The following is a 16370-nucleotide window of genomic DNA, read 5'->3' as shown; positions in this document are numbered from 1 at the left end:
GCGACTACACGGGTGTGTAGTAGCCTACACATGTGAGTAGTGACAGCGACCTGACCGCGCGGGCCCGGATCCGTGACGCCGCCATCGAGCTCTTCACCGAGAAGGGCATCGCCGGCGCGACGATCCGGGACATCGCCCAGGCCGCCGGGGTCTCCTCCGGTCTGCTGCGGCACCACTTCGGCTCCAAGGAGGGGCTGCGCGACGCCTGCGACGAGTGGGCCATGGCCCGCGTCGCCGAGCTGCAGATCCGGTTCGCCGAGACCCAGCTGGTCGGCGCCCTGCCGCCGGACACCATGATCCTTCAGCGCTATCTGGTGCGATCGCTGATGGACGGGTCACCGGCCGCGACGAAGATGTTCGCCGAGTCCGTCGACCGTGGCGGCTTCTGGCTGGAGAAGAGCGGCATCGACAGCGCCGACCCGCGCGCGTTCGTCGCCGTGATCGCCGCCATGAAGATGGGCATGTTCCTCATGCACGAGCAGCTCAGCAGCGTGCTCGGCGAGGACGTCGGCGTCATGCCGGGCTGGCTGCGCATGGTGCGCGCCGCGGTGGAGATCTTCCGGCAGCCACTGCTCACCCCGGAACAGGCCGACCAGGCCATGAAGGCGCTGGATCGGCTCGCATCCCATGAAGGGGAGCAGCCATGACCGAAGCGATCGACGTCGAGGGACTGATCAAGAGGTTCGGGAAGGTCACCGCCCTGGACGGGCTTGACCTGCAGGTTCGGACCGGGGAGGTGCACGGGTTTCTCGGGCCCAACGGCGCCGGCAAGACCACCACGATCCGGATCCTGCTCGGCCTGATGCGCAACGACGGCGGGACCGCGCGCCTGCTCGGCGGCGACCCCTGGGCCGACGCGACCGAACTGCACAGACGTCTGGCGTACGTGCCGGGCGACGTCACGTTCTGGCCGAACCTCACCGGCGGCGAGGTGATCGACCTGCTCGGCCGGCTGCGCGGTGGCCTCGACCCGCAGCGCCGCGACGACCTGATCGAACGGTTCGCCCTCGACCCACGGAAGAAGGGCCGGACGTACTCGAAGGGAAATCGGCAGAAGGTGGCGCTGATCGCCGCCCTGGCCTCCGACGTCGAGCTGCTGATCCTGGACGAGCCCACCTCCGGGCTGGACCCGCTGATGGAGGAGGTCTTCCGCGAGGTCATCCTGCAGGAGAAGCGCCGCGGCGACCGGACCGTGCTGCTGTCGAGCCACATCCTGGCCGAGGTCGAGGCACTCTGTGACCGGCTCACGATCATCCGCGACGGCCGCTCGGTCGAGACCGGAACCCTTGATGACCTGCGGCATTTGACGCGTACGACGATTCGCGCCGAGCTGACCGGCCCGGTCAACGGCCTGGCCGCCATCGCCGGGGTGCACGACCTGACCACGAGCGACGGGCGGGTGGCGTTCGACGTGGACGCCGAAGCGCTCGAACCGGCACTGCAGTCCCTGGTCGCGGCCGGGGTGCGCAGCCTGGTCAGTCAGCCGCCGTCGCTGGAGGAGCTGTTCCTGCGGCACTACACCCGCGAGGTGGCCGAATGACCGGCACCGGCCGCCTGGTGCGGCTGATCCTGCGCCGGGACCGGGTGATCCTGCCGATCTGGGTGTTCCTGCTGGGCCTGCTGCCGCAGGTCTACATCGCCGGCTTCGAGAAGCTGTTCGCCACCGACGCCGAGCGGATCGAGTATGCCCGGGTCAGCGCGGCCAACGCCGGGTTCGCCGGGCTCTACGGGCCGCTGTCCGGGGACAGCCTGGGCGAGCTGGTGGTCTGGCGGGCCGGGTTCGTCCCGGTCATGGTCGGGCTGGCCGCGCTGCTCACCGTGATCCGGCACACCCGGGCCGAGGAGGAGGCCGGCCGCAGCGACCTGATCCGGGCCACCGTCGTCGGGCGGTGGGCCCAGCCGGCCGCCGCGCTGCTCGTCACCATGGCCGGTGGCCTGGTCATGGGCCTGATCGTGGCCGGTTCGATGATCGGGGCGGGTGAGCCGGCCGAGGGCTCGGTGGCGTTCGGCGCGCTGTTCACGCTCAGCGCCTGGCTGTTCGCCGGGGTGGCCGCGATCGCCGCCCAGCTGACCGGCAGCGCCCGGGGCGCGCGGATGATCGCCGTTCTCGTGCTCGGGGTGTCGTACGTGCTGCGGATGGGCGGCGACATCTCCGCGGTCGGGGACGGGCGGCTCGACTGGCTGTCCTGGCTGTCGCCGATCGGCTGGGTGCAGAAGATCGTGCCCTACGCCGAGGACAACTGGTGGCCGGCCGCCCTCGCGCTCCTGGTCACGCTCGTGACCCTCCCGGTCGCCGGGTTCCTGCTGACCCGGCGGGACCTGGGCGCCGGCCTGCTCGCCACCCGGCTGGGCCCGGCCCACGCCGGGGCCGGGTTGTCCTCGCCGCTGGGGCTGGCCTGGCGGCTGCACCGGGGGCTGCTGCTCGGCTGGGTGGCCGGGTTCGGGGCGCTCGGCGTGGTCTTCGGCGGGGTCGGCACCAGCGTGGTGCAGCTGGCCGAGACCAGCAGCGGGGTGACCGAGGCGTTCAACAAGATCGGCGGATCCGGGTCGGTGACCGACGCCTACTTCGCGACCACGACCGGGACGTGCGCGCTGATCGTCGCGATCTACGCGATCCAGGCCGCGCTGCGGATGCGCGACGAGGAGCAGAACGGGCACGCCGAGCTGATCCTCGGCACCGCGGTCGGCCGCTTCTCCTGGGCCGGCAGTCACCTGTTGTTCGTCCTGATCGGGCCGGCCCTGGCCATGGCCGCCGAAGGGGCGCTGGCCGGGCTGACGTTCGGCGACGACCTCGGCGGGGTGCTGTCGGCGTCGCTGGTGCAGCTGCCGGCCGTCTGGGTGCTGGGGGCGGTGGCCGTGCTGCTGATCGGGACGCTGCCGCGGTTCGCCCAGGTGGCGTGGGGCGCGGTGGTGCTGAGTCTGCTGATCCTGCTGGTCGGGCCGTTGCTGGAGTTTCCGCAGTGGGCGATGGACGTGTCGCCGTTCACGCACGTGCCGCAGCTGCCGGCGGCGAGCTTCACCGCCGTACCCGAAATTGTTTTGATCCTGGTGGCCGTCGTCATTGCCGGAGTCGGGCTGGCCGGCCTGCGCCGCCGCGACATCCCCGCCTGAAAAACGTCTGGCCTGCGGCGATGCCGCAGGCCAGACGTCTCAGTGGGACTTCCCGCGTTTGGGGAGCACGAGTTCCTCGTGGTCGAGTTCGCGGTTGAGGACCCGCAGGTTCTCGTCGTCCAGGCGGCCGGCGTCGCGCCAGCGCAGCAGCTCCTCGCGCTCGGCGTCGATCACCGCCTGGCGGACCATCAGCGCCGCCTCGTACTGCGGCGAGGCCGGAACCTCGGGCGAGTCGACCTGTTCGAGCAGGTCGAGCCGGTGCCGGTAGCGGTCCAGGCGGACCTGGAGCTGCTTGCGCATGGTCTCCATGGCCTCGTCCTCGACGTTGTCGTGGTGCTCGCTCTGGATGTCGTCGAGCCGGTTCAGGGCGGCCCGGACGGCGGCCGAGCGAGCCTCGTTGCGCAGCTTGGCCTTGTCGGTCTGGTTGGCCCGCAGGCCGAGCCACTTGACCAGCGGCGCGAAGGTCAGGCCCTGACCGATCAGGGTCACCAGCACCACCGCGAACGCACAGAACGCCAGCAGGCCGCGGTTGGGGATGTTGACGTTCAAGCTGTAGACCGCGGCCAGCGTGATCACGCCCCGAGTGCCGGCCCAGCTCATCGCGAGGGACTCGCGCCCACCGAGCGACTTCTCCTTGCGCTTGCCCTTCGGCAGCTCCTCGACCTCTTCGTCGTCATCGTCCCCGCCCAGGCGTGTGTGCAGGGACCGGGGCATCAGCTGGGTGAGCAGGAACCAGAGCGGGCGCAGCAGCAGGACCACGCCGAGCGTGACGCTGACCGCGATCACGATCGTGCTGGTCTTGTACTCGTGCAGCTCCCTCAGGACGTTGCGCATCTGGATGCCGATGAGCAGGAAGACCGCGCCTTCGAGCAGGAAGTCGATCAACCGCCAGACGGCGGCGGTCTGCAGACGGCTGGCGCCGGTCGCGTACCGCGGGGTGTCGTGCCCGATGATCAGGCCGGCCACCACGACCGCCAGCACGCCGGAGAGGTGGTAGTGCTCGGCCAGCAGGAACGCCGCCATCGGAGTGATCAGCGAGATCGCGTTGGCGGTCAGCGGATCGGCCCGGAGCACCCGGAGGAACCGGACGATATACGCCACCGCGACGCCGACCACCACACCACCGGCGGCCATGATCACGAATTTTCCGGCGGTGTTCCCGAACGTGAACTCCTCCTTGCCGATGGCGACCTGCTGGGCCACCAGCAGGATGGTCAGCGCGGTGGCGTCGTTGAGCAGGCCCTCGCCCTGGATCAGGGTGATCAGCCGCGGTGGCAGGCCGGCCTTGCGGCCGACGGCCAGCGCGGCGACCGGATCGGGTGGCGCCACGGCCGCGCCCAGGGCGATCCCGGCGGCCAGCGTCACGCCGGACACGGCGAGCGAGAGCCCGAAGCCGACCAGGAAGGCGGTGGCGATGACCAGGGCGACCGACAAACTGATCACGGTTCGCAGATTTCGCCGGATGTCGAGCAACGACGAATCCAGCGCCGCGTTGTAGAGCAGCGGCGGGAGAATGAACGTGAAGATCACGTCAGGTTCGATCTTGAAGTTTTCGCCCGGGAGGAACGCGTAGGCGATTCCGGCGAAGGTCAGCAGGACAGCGGCGGGTAGGCCGGTCTTCCCGGTGATCCAGTGGACCAGCACGATGATCGCGATGGCCCCCAGACCGAAAAGAAGAAGGGTCTCCTCGTGGCTCATTCGCCTATTCTTCGCTACTCCCGATCACATCGTTGTGGCAGGTCGATGACGTGATCGGGAGATCACGGAATTTTTTCTACCGACCGAAGTTCCCGAGCGCGGCCCGGTGGTGCCGGATGACGGCCAGCGTGCGGCGGGCGATCTGCCGGGCCGCGGTCTCGTCGCCGTCGGCGAGTTCGGCGCGGACGACACGGGCCGCCTTGTCGTGCAGCATGGCCTGGCTCGACATGAACAACTGATCGAAGTCGGACTCCGGAGTGGACCGGTAGAGCGTGACGCTCTGCTCCACGGTGCTGTTCGGCTCCTGGTCCAGCCGGACGTCCAGGCGCCCGGCGGCGGTCCGGACGGCCGCGTCGAGGCGGGCGCTGTCGGCGGCGATCCGGGCGCCGAGCCGGCGCAGCTCCGGGGTGCCGGCCCGGTGGGCGGCGATCCGGCCGAGCGCGATCTGGGCGAGGTTGCCCTGGTGGGCGGTGCGCAGGAAGGCCGCGTCCGGGTCGAGCCGGTGGACCGCGGTGGCCGCGGTGGCCGGGGTCAGCAGGGCTGCCGTGGCGGTCAGCGCCGCCAGGAATTGTCGGTTGAACATATAAAAACTCCCCCTATGTCGGAGTTTGAAGATAGGACTGTCAAATCCGACATAGGGGGAATATTGCGCTTAATGCCTCAGTAGCGGTAGTGCTCCGGCTTGTACGGACCCTCGACGTCGACGCCCAGGTACTCCGCCTGCTTCTTGGACAGCGTGGTCAGCTTCACGCCCAGCGCGTCCAGGTGCAGGCGCGCGACCTTCTCGTCCAGGTGCTTCGGCAGCACGAAGACCTGCTTCTCGTACTCGCCCGGCTTGGTCCAGAGCTCGATCTGGGCCATCACCTGGTTGGTGAACGACGCCGACATGACGAAGCTCGGGTGGCCGGTGGCGTTGCCCAGGTTCATCAGGCGACCCTCGGAGAGCACGATCACCGAGTGACCGTCCGGGAAGCGCCACTCGTGCACCTGCGGCTTGATCTCGATCTTCTCGATGCCGGCGACCTTGTTCAGGCCGGCCATGTCGATCTCGTCGTCGAAGTGACCGACGTTGCCGACGATCGCGTTGTGCTTCATCGCCGACAGGTGCTCGACGGTGATGATGTCGGTGCCGCCGGTCGTGGTCACGAAGATGTCGACCTCGCCGATCACGTCCTCGATCCGGGCGACCTGCAGGCCGTCCATGGCCGCCTGCAGCGCGCAGATCGGGTCGACCTCGGTCACCACGACGCGGGCGCCCTGGCCGCGCAGCGTCTCCGCCGCGCCCTTGCCGACATCGCCGTAACCGCAGACCAGGGCCAGCTTGCCGCCCAGCATGACGTCGGTCGCCCGGTTCAGGCCGTCGACCAGGGAGTGGCGGATGCCGTACTTGTTGTCGAACTTGCTCTTGGTGACCGCGTCGTTGACGTTGATCGCCGGGAAGAGCAGCGTGCCCTCCTTGGCCAGCTTGTAGAGCCGGGCCACACCGGTGGTGGTCTCCTCGGTCACGCCGCGGATCTCCGACGCGATCTTGGTGAACCGCTGCGGGTCCGACTTGAGGCTGGCGCGCAGCGTCTCAAGAATGATCGAGTACTCGTGGTTGTCGTTCTCGGTGGTCGCCGGCACCGCGCCGGCCGCCTCGAACTCGACACCCTTGTGCACGAGCAGGGTGGCGTCACCGCCGTCGTCCAGGATCATGTTCGGACCCAGGCCGTTGCCGAAGTCGAACAGCTGGGTGGTGGCCCACCAGTACTCCTCCAGCGACTCGCCCTTCCAGGCGAAGACCGGGACGCCGGCCGGGGCGTCGACGGTGCCGGTGCGGCCGACGACGGTCGCGGCGGCCGCCTCGTCCTGCGTGGAGAAGATGTTGCAGGACACCCAGCGCACGTCGGCGCCGAGCGCGACCAGCGTCTCGATCAGGACCGCGGTCTGCACGGTCATGTGCAGCGAACCGGCGATCCGGGCGCCGGTCAGCGGCTTCGAGTCACCGAACTCCTCACGCAGCGACATCAGGCCCGGCATCTCGTGCTCGGCCAGACGCAGCTGGTGGCGGCCCGCCTCGGCCAGGTCGATGTTCGCGATCGCGAAGTCGAGACCGTTGACGGATCGAAGTTTGTCGCTCATAGAAAGAGGGCTCCTCCCTCACAGGAGGCGCCCTTACGTCAATAAACCTCACCGAGCGTGGCGGGCGCTGGGTTCAAGAAAACCCTCGCCCGTTGCAGCGCCTCTCGGATCAGCGTCCCTACTTTATCGTGTCCAAAGCTTGATCACATGCGCCTGAGTGTTCCGTCGGTATCGGTGACGACGTAAGTCCCGTCACCCAGCGGCCGGAGGTCATACGGGTCGATGGTGGTCACGGACATCTCGCCGGTGAGGCGACCGGCCCGGAGATCGACGGTGAAGTGCCGCCACCACTCCTCCTCGGTCTCCTCGTTCTCGCCGGTGACGACCGCGATCGCGGTGTCGCCGTCCAGGAATCCGCCCGACCACTCGACGAAGGCGTCGCCGAACTCGTCCGCGATCGCGAAGTCGGCCGTGGTGATCCGGAAGCGGACCTCCCCGCTCGGAAAATCGTGGACGGCGACGTCGTCCTGATCGTGGTCGACGGTCATGAACCGGGACTCGTCCGGCGCGACGTCGATCAGGACGCGGTTGCCCCAGCCGAAGTCCCGCAGATCGCCGTCCGGCGTGCCGAGGTAGATCTGCGAGCCGTCCTGGCCCTCGCCGACGTCGAGCAGCATGCGGCCGTCTCTCAGGGCGAAGTGCTCACCGCCGTGCCCGACGGCCGGCAGCGAGTGCCGCAGGCGCGGCTCACCGGTGGCCGCGTCGAGCGCGATCCACTGATCACCACCGGCTCGGCCGGCCATGTCGTTGGGCGCGTAGACCCAGACCAGCGAGTCGTCGGCCGAGAAGGCCAGCCCGGTGCGCGCGTTTCCCGCGTCCTCGCCGTGCGGGCCGAGGTCGAAGTGCCAGCCGTCCGCGCCGATCCTGATCACGGCCTGCTCGGTCGCGTAGACCAGACCGTCCCGCGTCGAGGTCACCGCCCATTCCTCGGCCTCGGGCGGCACCGGGAAGACCCGGGAGGACTCCAGATCCGCGTCGAACACTTCGATGCCGCCGTCGACCCGGCGGGAGATCACGCGCATGACCAGAGCCTAGTCACGGGAAGGGATGAGAAAACATCAAAGACCTTCCATGCAACCTCAAAAACCCATCATTCTGTACGGCGTGAAGCACCGGATCCAGCAGATCGCCACCCGGTCGGGCCTGAGCCCGGCCACCGTCGACCGGGTGCTGCACCAGCGCGGGGGCGTCCGGGCGGACACCGCCCGCCGAGTCCACCGCGCGATCGCCGACCTGGACCGCGCGATCGCCGCCGGCGAGCCGCCGCGCGACTTCGAGGCCGGCGCGACCGCGGCCTACCTGGTCGAGCAGTGGCTGCACGACCGCGCCGGTGACGTGCTGGTGGTCGGGAGTCCGGCCGAGCGGGTGGCCGGGTTCCGCTCGGTGCTGTCACCGGCCCGCCGCCTGCGGCTGGTGGCCGATCCGGACCAGGTGCGGGCACTGTTGGCGGGCACCCGGACCGTGCGGGCGGTCTACGCGTCCGAGGGCGCCGAGGTGGTCGCCGCGTTCGAGGCCGAGGACCGTAACTACGACGTCTTCGTGGCCCACGGCCTGGGCCGGGACAACCTGGAGCTGCTGCGGGCGCACCGGATCAGCGCGGTGCTGGACGCCTGCCCGGGGCGGGCGCATCCGGCCGGCGTACAAATAATTACGCCTTTCAACGCTCCGGTGTCCTGATCCGATGATTCCGTTCGTCATGCAGGCAGGACCGAGGAAAGGGACCCCATGAAGTACATGATGTTCGTCTGCACCGACACCGAGCCGGAGACCACCCTGGAGGCGCCCGACATCTATGCGTGGGTGGCCGACAACGACGCGAACGGGCGCCGGGTGGCCGGTAACCAGCTGGTCGGGCCCGAGGCGGCCACCACGGTGCGGGTGCGCGGCGGCGAGCTGCTGCTCACCGACGGGCCGTTCGCCGAGACCAAAGAGGTGATCGTGGGCTTCGACATCCTGGAGTGCGCCGACCTGGACGAGGCGATCGAGGTGGCCCGGGCGCACCCGATGGCCTGGCACGGGCGGCTGGAGCTGCGGCCCTACCACGGTGAATGAGCAGGACTTCCGGGAGGCGTACGGCCGGATCGTCGCCACGCTGATCCGGCTCACCGGCGACTGGTCGCTGGCCGAGGACTGCGCGATGGACGCGGTCGCGTCGGCGCTGGAGCGGTGGCCGCGCGACGGCGAACCGGCCAATCCGGGCGGCTGGCTGATGACGGCCGCCCGGAATCGGGCCATCGACCAGCTCCGGCGGTCCGCGCTGGCCGACCGGAAACTGCGCGACCTGGCGCTGCTGCAGGATCCGGAACCGGCGCCCCAGGGCGACGACCAGCTGCGGCTGATCTTCACGTGTTGCCATCCGGCGCTGGCCATGGAATCGCGGGTGGCGCTCACCCTCCGTACCGTCGCCGGGGTCTCCACGGCCGAGGTGGCGCGACTCTTCCTGGTCGGCGAGGCGGCCATGGCCAAGCGGCTGACCAGGGCCAAAGCCAAGATCACGCAGGCTCGGATCCCGTACCGGGTGCCGTCCGGGCCGGCCCTGGCCGAGCGGCTGCCGTCCGTGCTGGCCGTCGTGTACCTGCTCTTCACCCGGGGCTACGACGGTGAGCCGGAGCTGGCCGAGGAGGCGATCCGGCTGGCCCGGCTGCTGCCGGCCGAACCGGAGGCGACCGCGCTGCTCGCGCTCTGCCTGCTGCAGCACTCGCGGCGGTCGACCCGGCTGGACGCGGAGGGCGAGCTGGTCACGCTGGACCGGCAGGACCGCTCCCGGTGGGATCACGCCGCGATCGCCGAGGCGGTCGGGTTGCTCGCCGGGAGTCCGGTGACCGGGCCGTACGCGATCCAGGCGCACATCGCGGCCCGCCACGCGACCGCGCCCACCTTCGGCGCCACCGACTGGCCGGCCGTGGCCGGCTGGTACGACCAGCTGGCCCGGGTTCACCCGTCCCCGGTGGTCGAGGTGAACCGGGCGGTCGCGCACGGCTACGCGCACGGGCCGGCGGCCGGGCTCGGCCTGCTCGCCGCGGTCCGGGACACGGTTCCCGGGTACGCGCCGGCGCTGGCCGCCGAGGCCGACCTGACCGAACGGGCCGGTGACCCGGCGGCCGCGGCCGTGCTGTTCCGGCGGGCCGCGGAGGCGTCCGGCTCGGAGGCGGAATGTCGAGCGCTGCTCAAAAGGTCCGACGCCGCGGGTCAACTCGCCCTCGGAGGTGCCGAAAGAAGCGGTACCTGACGAGGAGAGGACGGACATGGCCGGGAACCGTGGGCTCGGGCAGTGGTGCCGGGACCGGAAGGTCTCCACCAAGGTGCTCGCGGTCGCCGGCGTGGCGATCGCCGGAACCGTGCTGACCGGGGCGCTCAGCGTGACCGGCATCGGCGCACTGGAGACCACGCGCGACGCCGAGATCGGGCGGATGGTCCCGTACGTCAAGAATCTGAACGCCGCGGCGCTCTCCTTGAAGGCCGCCGCCAACGACGAGCGCGGCTACCTGCTCAACGGCGACGCGAAGTTCCGTGACCAGGCGCTGGCCGCGCAGAGTTCCGTGCACGACTCGCTGGTCGCGGCCCGGGCCAGCGACGCCTCGCAGCAGGCCGACGTCGACGCCATCGAGACCGCGGCCACCACCTGGTTCACCGCCCTGACGGCCGAGTTCAAGCAGTACGCGACCGACCCGGCCGGCGCGACCGAGGCGGCGCTGGGCAGCAACCGGGACCTGCGGCTGGCCTACGAGTCGGTGCTCGACGCCGAGATCGACGACACCAACGAGGAGCTGCTGGCCGGTGCCGGCTTCGACGCCACGGCCAACCGGACCCGGGTCGAGGTGCTCGTCGGGCTGGGGGTGGCGCTGCTGTTCGGCGTGGCCGGCGCGCTCTTCGTGGCCCGGCTGATCGTCACCCCGCTGCGACGGGTCAGCGGCGTGCTGGACCAGGTGGCCGAGGGTGACCTGACCGGCGACCCGGATGTGCACCAGCGCGACGAGCTCGGGCACATGGCCGACTCGCTGCGGGCGGCCACCTCGTCGCTGCGGCAGACCGTGACCGAGCTGACCGCGCACTCGGAGTCGCTGGCGGTCGAGGCCGGCGCGCTCGCCGACACCAGCCGCCAGTCGGCGACCAGTGCCGAGCACGGCGCCCAGCAGGCCGCGTCGGTGGCCGACTCGGCGGCGACCATGTCGCACAACATCCAGACCGTGGCGGCCGGCTCGGAGGAGATGGGCGCCTCGATCCGGGAGATCAGTCAGAGCGCGACCCAGGCCGTGCAGGTGGCCAATCGGGCGGTCGAGGTGACGGCGACGACCAGTGCGGTGATGGCCAAGCTGGGCGAGTCGTCGACCGAGATCAGCGAGGTGGTCAAGACGATCACGGCGATCGCCGAGCAGACGAACCTGCTCGCGCTGAACGCCACGATCGAGTCGGCCCGGGCCGGCGAGATGGGCAAGGGTTTCGCCGTGGTGGCGAGCGAGGTCAAGGAGTTGTCCCAGGAGACCGCGCGGGCCACCGACGACATCGGGCGCCGGGTGGCCGCGATCCAGGCCGACACCGCGGGCGCGGTCGCCGCGATCGGGGAGATCAGCGAGATCATCGGGCGGATCAACGAGTTCCAGACCACCATTGCCTCGGCGGTGGAGGAGCAGACGGTGACCACGAACGAGATGAGCCGCAACGTCAATGAGGCGGCCGAGGCCGGGGCCCGGGTCGCCGGGACGATCACCGGGGTGGCCGAGTCGGTGCAGATGACCACGGTCGGGGTGACCGAGGCCAACCGGGCGGCCACCGACCTGGCCGGGATGTCCACCGACCTGCGCCGGATCGTGGAGCGATTCACGTTGTAGAAGAGCAAAGTTTTGCAAGAACAAGGCAAATGCTCGGCAAAACGAGACTGGCCCTTGTGGAGCAGATCACAGAACTTCTATGGTCGGCGACATGTTCGCTCCGCCCCGCTGGGCCGCTCTCCTGGCCACGCCGCTGGTCACCCTCGGCGTGGCGATCGGCCCGGCCGACGCTGCCGCAGCACATCCGTCCTCAGTAGCCATCAAACCCGCGGCCACTCGCGCCGCTCTCGATCCGGCCCTGGTCGCCGGGCGCGGCGCCACCGTCGCGTTCGCCGAGCAGGAGGCCGAGCACGCCGTCACCACCGGCGCCGTGCTCAGCCCGAGCCGGGACGCATACACGCTCGCCGCCGAGGCCTCGGGACGGTCCGCCGTCTCGCTCGACCCGGGGGAGTACGTCGAGTTCACCCTGCCCAAGGCGGCCAACGCGATCACCGTGCGCTACAGCATCCCGGACGCCCCGAACGGCGGCGGGATCACCGCGCCGCTGTCCGTGGGCACGCCCGGTGGCACCCGCACGATGACGCTCACCTCGCAGTACTCGTGGCTCTACAACCAGTACCCGTTCACCAACGACCCGCAGGCCGGGCTTCTGCACCCGGACTGGTGGATCACCGAGTGCGCCTGTGTGCCGGCCGCGACCACGCCGGTGCCCGAGGTGAGCAAGCCGTTCCGGCCCATGCACTTCTACGACGAGCAGCGCCTGCTGCTGGGCCGCACGTACCGGGCCGGTGAGAAGATCCGGCTCACCGCGCGGTCGGTGACGACCACGATCGACCTGCTCGACTCCGAGCTGGTCGGCGCCCCCAAGATCGACCTCGGCGCGGTGAACGTGCTGCTTTTCGGCGCCGACCCGACCGGCCGGAAGGACTCCGCGCCGGCGATCGAGAAGGCCGTCGCCTTCGCCAAGAAGATCCACCGCGCGGTCTACCTGCCGCCGGGCACGTTCCAGGTCAACCGGCACATCATCGTCGACGACGTGACGATCAAGGGCGCCGGCAACTGGTACACCACGGTCAAGGGTCACGAGGTGGCGCTGGCCACCCCGGCGCCGGACGGATCCGTGCACACCGGTGTCGGTTTCTACGGCAAGGACGGCGGCAGCCGGAACGTGCACCTGGCCGACTTCGCGATCGACGGCGACGTCCGCGAGCGCATCGACACCGACCAGGTCAACGGCATCGGCGGCGCGATGAGCGACTCCTCGATCACCGGCCTGCACATCCAGCACACCAAGGTCGGCCTCTGGTTCGACGGTCCGATGTCGAACACCACGGTCAGCGGCAACATCATCGTCGACCAGATCGCCGACGGGCTGAACTTCCACACCGGCGTCACCAAGTCGCTGGTGAGCAACAACTTCGTCCGCAACACCGGTGACGACGGGCTGGCCATGTGGTCGGAGAAGACCGCGGACGCCGGCAACACGTTCGACCGGAACACGGTCCAGACGCCGACCCTGGCCAACGGCATCGCGATCTACGGCGGCACGGACAACACGGTGTCGCGGAACCTGATCGCCGACCCGCTCCGGGAGGGCAGCGCCCTGCACGTCGGTTCGCGCTTCGGGGCCGAGCCGTTCGCCGGGCACCTGTGGATCACCGACAACACCACGGTGCGGTCCGGGACGTTCGAACTGAACTGGAAGATCGGCCTCGGGGCGATCTGGTTCTACGCGCTCGACAAGTCGATCGACGCGGACATCCGGGTGACCGGGGATCACTACCTGGACAGCACGTACAACGCGATCATGCTGGTCTCCGACTGGCCGGTGAAGGATCTGTACTCGATCAACGGCGTGCACTTCAAGAACATCCGGGTCGACGGCACCGGGACCAGCGTGGTCAGCGGCCGGGTGGCCGGTGGCGCGACGTTCGAGAACGTGGATGCCCGCAACGTCGGTGCGGTCGGGGTGAACAACTGCGGATCGTTCAACTTCACGCCCAGCGGGTCCGAGTTCACGCTCAGTGATCTCGGCGGGAACGACGGCGGCTGGCTCGGCCCATTCGTCCCGAACGTGATCACCTGCGACGACCGTCCCCCGGTCGTCGCCCCACCGGCGCCTTCGACCTGGTGACCTACGCGAGGTGAAGTGCGGTGGCCGTACCCGACGAGTTCGGGTACGGCCGCCGCGCTTGGTAGCCTTGTCGGCGCACTCGCCGCGGCTGAAGGTTGGGAACTACGTTGAGTCAAACTCTGCTGGTCACCGGCGGCGCCGGATTCGTCGGCACCGCTCTGATCAAGTCCCTGCTGACCGAGTTCCCGGACGCCACGGTCGTCTCGCTGGACAACTATTTCACCGGATCGGCGGCCAACCACGTCCACGATCCCCGGGTGACCTACATCGAGGGCTCGACCGCGGAGATCGCCAAGATCTGGGCCGGTCGGGGGCTGCCGACGCCGTCGCTCGTCTTCCACCTGGGTGAGTACTCCCGGATCGTCCAGTCCTTCGAGGACCACGACCTGACCTGGGACTTCAACCTCCTCGGGACCAAGGAGGTGGTGAAGTTCACCGCCTCGGCCGGGGCGAAGCTGATCTACGCCGGCTCCAGCTCGAAGTTCGGCAACGACGGCGACGACGAGAACCTGAACCCGTACGCCTGGACCAAGGCCAAGAACATCGAGTACATCAAGAACTACTCGAGCTGGTTCGGCCTGGACTACGCGATCGCCTACTTCTACAACGTGTACGGGCCGGGCCAGATCGCCAACGGCAAGTACGCGACCGTGATCGGCATCTTCGAGCGGCAGTACCTGGCCGGTCAGCCGCTGACCGTCGTCTCGCCGGGCACCCAGACGCGCGACTTCACCCACATCGACGACATCGTGCGCGGGCTGATCCTGGTCGCCCGCGGCGGCGACGGCGACGGATACCTGCTCGGCACCGGGCGGGAGTGGCCGCTGGCCGAGGTCGCCGGGCTCTTCGGCGCGGAGATCACGCTGATCCCGGCGCTGCCCGGCGAGCGGGTCCGCGGCCGGGCCGACCTGACCAAGGCGGCCGGGCTGGGCTGGCAACCGCAGAAGCAGCTCAACGACTACATCGCCGAGTTCGTCGCCGCCAACCCCCGCTGAAAGATCAAATTCCCGATCAAGAGCCCGATTATGTACGTACATAATCGGGCTCTTGATTTTTTGGGGTTGATCAGCCGGTTGCTCGGGGGCGCGAGGTGACCGCGGAGAGCGGGGTTGCGACGTCTTCCAGGGATTTGCCCTCGGCGTCGACGCCCAGGAAGATCTCGACAACCCCGCCGATCGCCATGACGACCGCGCCGATCAGGTAGCCGATGAATAGTTTGCCGGGGTCCTGGCCCTCGCCGATCAGCCAGCCGTAGAAGATCGGGCCGATCGCGCCGAAGCACTGCGCGATCGCGAAGAACACGGCGATGGCCTGGGCCCGGATCTCCAGCGGGAAGATCTCGCTCACCGTCAGGTAGGCCGCGCTGGCGCCCGCCGACGCGAAGAAGAAGATGATGCACCAGGCGATCGTCTGGGTGATCGCGTTCAGGATTCCGGCGTTGAACATCACCGCGCTGATCGCCAGCAGCACCGCGGAGATCAGATACGTCCCGGCGATCATCTTGCGCCGGCCGATCACGTCGAAGAGATGGCCGATGGTCAGCGGCCCGATCAGGTTCCCGGCCGCGAACGCGATCAGGTAGAGCGGCGCGTTCTTCTCGTCGACCCCGTAGAAGTTGGTCAGCACCAGCGTGTACGTGAAGAAGATCGCGTTGTAGAGGAACGACTGCGTGATCATCAGCGTGGCGCCGAGGATCGACCGCTGCGGCAACTGTTTGAACAGCACCCGCAACAGCGACAGGTAGCCGTGCGGCTCGGTCGCCCGGATGTCGATCGCCTTGGACTCGTCGACCGGGGCCAGGACCTGCCCGGACGACTCCACCGCCTGCTCGATCTGCCGGATGTTGGCCTCGGCCTCCTCCTCCCGGCCGTGCATGATCAGCCATCGTGGACTCTCCGGCAGGTGCCGCCGCAGATTCCAGATGCAGGCACCGATGACCGGCCCGATCAGGAACCCGATCCGCCAGCCCAGGTTCAGGTCCATGTGGTTGAGCAGCACGAACGTGCCGAGCGTGCCCAGGATCGCGCCGCCCCAGTAGGTGCCGTTGACGCCGATGTCGACCCGCCCGCGATACTTCGCCGGCATCATCTCGTCGATCGCGGAGTTGATCGCGGCGTACTCGCCGCCGATACCGGCTCCGGCGATGAATCTCGTCAGATACAGGAAAGTGATCGCCAACGCATCGTTTCCCCATGTCAACGCCGTTAGTGCATTGCCCGCGAGGTAGACGCCGAGGGTGATGACGAACAGGTTCTTGCGGCCCAGCCGGTCGGAGAGCCGGCCGAAGAACAGAGCCCCGAAGACCTCGCCGAGCAGGTAGACGGTGGCGATCGCGCCGACCGCGGTACTGCTCAGATGCAGGGTCTCCTGCTCCTTGAGCACCGGGCCGATCGCGCTGGCGATGGTGATCTCCAGGCCGTCGAGCACCCACGCGGTGCCCAGCGCCAGGATCATGCGAGTGTGGAACGGCGACCAGTTCAACCGGTCGATGCGCGCGGGGATCAAGCTCCGGATAATTCCCGAATCGGAGGCCGGGG

General features: G+C 69.2%; 14 protein-coding genes. 9 read left to right on the top strand and 5 right to left on the bottom strand.

The window, feature by feature from the left end; translation table 11 throughout:
• Positions 1–32 precede the first annotated feature (32 nt).
• From ACSHV8_RS39050 to ACSHV8_RS39040, 3 genes are read left to right on the top strand one after another with little or no spacing between them, the layout of a single operon-like run.
• On the top strand, positions 33–647 hold the full coding sequence (locus ACSHV8_RS39050) for a TetR family transcriptional regulator (RefSeq protein WP_436524352.1): 615 nt from the start codon (positions 33–35) through the stop codon (positions 645–647).
• Positions 644–1540, top strand: coding sequence for an ABC transporter ATP-binding protein (locus ACSHV8_RS39045; RefSeq protein ID WP_436524350.1), 897 nt, complete (start codon positions 644–646; stop codon positions 1538–1540). Before ACSHV8_RS39050 ends, ACSHV8_RS39045 begins: the two co-directional genes overlap by 4 nt.
• Positions 1537–3111 carry an ABC transporter permease gene (locus tag ACSHV8_RS39040; RefSeq protein ID WP_436524348.1) on the top strand — a complete coding sequence of 525 codons (1575 nt, stop codon included), beginning with the start codon at positions 1537–1539 and terminating at the stop codon, positions 3109–3111. The genes ACSHV8_RS39045 and ACSHV8_RS39040 overlap by 4 nt, the downstream gene beginning before the upstream one ends.
• A gap of 39 nt (positions 3112–3150) precedes the next feature.
• On the opposite strand, the gene ACSHV8_RS39035 is transcribed toward ACSHV8_RS39040, so the two are convergent.
• The 4 genes from ACSHV8_RS39035 to ACSHV8_RS39020 form a co-directional block, all read right to left on the bottom strand.
• On the bottom strand, positions 3151–4809 hold the full coding sequence (locus tag ACSHV8_RS39035; RefSeq protein ID WP_436524346.1) for a Na+/H+ antiporter: 1659 nt from the start codon (positions 4807–4809) through the stop codon (positions 3151–3153).
• Positions 4810–4885: 76 nt separating this feature from the next.
• Entirely contained in the window at positions 4886–5392 is a 507-nt protein-coding gene (locus ACSHV8_RS39030; protein ID WP_436524344.1) for a DUF4142 domain-containing protein, read from the bottom strand.
• Positions 5393–5469: 77 nt separating this feature from the next.
• Positions 5470–6930 carry an adenosylhomocysteinase gene (ahcY, locus tag ACSHV8_RS39025; RefSeq protein ID WP_436524342.1) on the bottom strand — a complete coding sequence of 487 codons (1461 nt, stop codon included), beginning with the start codon at positions 6928–6930 and terminating at the stop codon, positions 5470–5472.
• A gap of 143 nt (positions 6931–7073) precedes the next feature.
• Positions 7074–7952 (bottom strand): hypothetical protein, encoded by an 879-nt coding sequence (locus ACSHV8_RS39020; RefSeq protein WP_436524340.1) that lies wholly within the window; start codon positions 7950–7952, stop codon positions 7074–7076.
• A gap of 82 nt (positions 7953–8034) precedes the next feature.
• Between ACSHV8_RS39020 and ACSHV8_RS39015 the strand changes: the two genes are divergently transcribed.
• From ACSHV8_RS39015 to ACSHV8_RS38990, 6 genes are all read left to right on the top strand, one after another.
• Positions 8035–8607 (top strand): LacI family DNA-binding transcriptional regulator, encoded by a 573-nt coding sequence (locus ACSHV8_RS39015; RefSeq protein ID WP_436524338.1) that lies wholly within the window; start codon positions 8035–8037, stop codon positions 8605–8607.
• 48 nt (positions 8608–8655) lie between these two features.
• The gene (locus ACSHV8_RS39010; RefSeq protein WP_436524336.1) at positions 8656–8982 is read left to right on the top strand and encodes a YciI family protein; all 327 of its coding nucleotides are present in this window, start codon (positions 8656–8658) and stop codon (positions 8980–8982) included.
• A complete protein-coding gene (locus ACSHV8_RS39005; RefSeq protein ID WP_436524334.1) occupies positions 8975–10159 on the top strand; it encodes an RNA polymerase sigma factor in 1185 nt (394 codons plus the stop codon). Before ACSHV8_RS39010 ends, ACSHV8_RS39005 begins: the two co-directional genes overlap by 8 nt.
• Before the next feature lie 16 nt (positions 10160–10175).
• Entirely contained in the window at positions 10176–11759 is a 1584-nt protein-coding gene (locus tag ACSHV8_RS39000; protein ID WP_436524332.1) for a methyl-accepting chemotaxis protein, read from the top strand.
• A gap of 91 nt (positions 11760–11850) precedes the next feature.
• On the top strand, positions 11851–13833 hold the full coding sequence (locus ACSHV8_RS38995; protein WP_436524330.1) for a glycosyl hydrolase family 28-related protein: 1983 nt from the start codon (positions 11851–11853) through the stop codon (positions 13831–13833).
• A 107-nt stretch (positions 13834–13940) separates the two neighbouring features.
• Positions 13941–14828, top strand: a complete 888-nt coding sequence (locus ACSHV8_RS38990; RefSeq protein ID WP_436524328.1) for an NAD-dependent epimerase/dehydratase family protein — start codon at positions 13941–13943, stop codon at positions 14826–14828.
• Between the two features lie 70 nt (positions 14829–14898).
• Here ACSHV8_RS38990 and ACSHV8_RS38985 read toward each other — a convergent pair whose 3' ends face one another.
• On the bottom strand, positions 14899–16338 hold the full coding sequence (locus tag ACSHV8_RS38985) for an MFS transporter (protein ID WP_436524326.1): 1440 nt from the start codon (positions 16336–16338) through the stop codon (positions 14899–14901).
• Positions 16339–16370: the final 32 nt, after the last annotated feature.

Origin of the sequence: Actinoplanes sp. HUAS TT8 (genome assembly GCF_051380535.1) — a bacterium.
In the GTDB taxonomy this organism is placed as follows: domain Bacteria; phylum Actinomycetota; class Actinomycetes; order Mycobacteriales; family Micromonosporaceae; genus Actinoplanes.
Note: the sequence above shows the minus strand (reverse complement) of the source record. Positions and strands in the feature narration are given on the sequence as shown.

What these genes read in the sequence shown, in the direction of transcription:
- ACSHV8_RS39020 (WP_436524340.1), bottom strand. Translation starts at nt 7,952, where the DNA reads ATGCGCGTGATCTCCCGCCGGGTCGACGGCGGCATCGAAGTGTTCGAC.
- ahcY (WP_436524342.1), bottom strand. Translation starts at nt 6,930, where the DNA reads ATGAGCGACAAACTTCGATCCGTCAACGGTCTCGACTTCGCGATCGCG.
- ACSHV8_RS39045 (WP_436524350.1), top strand. Translation starts at nt 644, where the DNA reads ATGACCGAAGCGATCGACGTCGAGGGACTGATCAAGAGGTTCGGGAAG.
- ACSHV8_RS39040 (WP_436524348.1), top strand. Translation starts at nt 1,537, where the DNA reads ATGACCGGCACCGGCCGCCTGGTGCGGCTGATCCTGCGCCGGGACCGG.
- ACSHV8_RS38995 (WP_436524330.1), top strand. Translation starts at nt 11,851, where the DNA reads ATGTTCGCTCCGCCCCGCTGGGCCGCTCTCCTGGCCACGCCGCTGGTC.
- ACSHV8_RS39035 (WP_436524346.1), bottom strand. Translation starts at nt 4,809, where the DNA reads ATGAGCCACGAGGAGACCCTTCTTCTTTTCGGTCTGGGGGCCATCGCG.
- ACSHV8_RS39000 (WP_436524332.1), top strand. Translation starts at nt 10,176, where the DNA reads ATGGCCGGGAACCGTGGGCTCGGGCAGTGGTGCCGGGACCGGAAGGTC.
- ACSHV8_RS39030 (WP_436524344.1), bottom strand. Translation starts at nt 5,392, where the DNA reads ATGTTCAACCGACAATTCCTGGCGGCGCTGACCGCCACGGCAGCCCTG.
- ACSHV8_RS39010 (WP_436524336.1), top strand. Translation starts at nt 8,656, where the DNA reads ATGAAGTACATGATGTTCGTCTGCACCGACACCGAGCCGGAGACCACC.